A 789-nucleotide genomic window follows, 5' to 3' on the forward strand; every position below is an offset into this window, starting at 1 on the left:
GGAAACCCCTGAAGAGAAGATCTCACAAATAGATTACTTATCAGACGAGGAGAAGCATAAACTGCTGGTCACGTACAATGATACAGCAATAGCTTACCCGAAAGATAAAACGATAGTTGGTTTGTTCGAAGAGCAAGTTGCAAAGACCCCGGATAATGTAGCGGTAGTATTTGAGGATAGGGAACTGACCTACCAGGAGCTTAATGAGTGGTCTAATCAGCTGGCTCATTACCTGAAAGATAATTATGACATCCGGCCCGATGATTTGATTGGCATCAAACAGGAGCGCAGTGAGTGGATGATGGTATCGATATTCGGTGTGTTGAAATTAGGCGGAGCCTATGTTCCTATCGATCCTGAATACCCCCGGGAAAGATTAGACTATATTGAAAAGGATACCCAATATAAGGTATGCCTGGATGAAACAGAACTAAGCAAGTTCAAGGAAAGCAGGGAGCGTTATTCTACAGAACCGGTGACTTCCACCGCTAAATCAAACAACCTGATATATGTGATCTACACATCCGGATCTACCGGGAAGCCGAAAGGAGTTATGCTTGAACATCGTGGTCTGGTGAACAGGTTGCTGGGGATGAAGCGGGATTTACAGGTAGAAGAGGCAGATGTATTCTTACAGAAAACGCCTGTAACTTTTGACGTTTCGGTTTGGGAGCTATTCCTCCCATTGATTGGTGGAAGTAAGCTGGTTTTCGCGAAGCCGGATGGTCATAAAGACCCGGTCTATTTAGATGCTGTATTAGCGTCTCAAAAAATCAGCATCATCCACTT

Annotated in this window: 1 protein-coding gene; it reads left to right on the forward strand. The window is 44.2% G+C overall.

The window, feature by feature from the left end:
- Positions 1-789 (forward strand): AMP-binding protein (locus A4R26_RS11590; RefSeq protein WP_165760237.1); only part of this gene is annotated, 789 nt, incomplete at both ends.

Origin of the sequence: Niastella populi (assembly GCF_002078015.1) — a bacterium.
Taxonomy (GTDB): Bacteria; Bacteroidota; Bacteroidia; order Chitinophagales; family Chitinophagaceae; genus Niastella; species Niastella populi.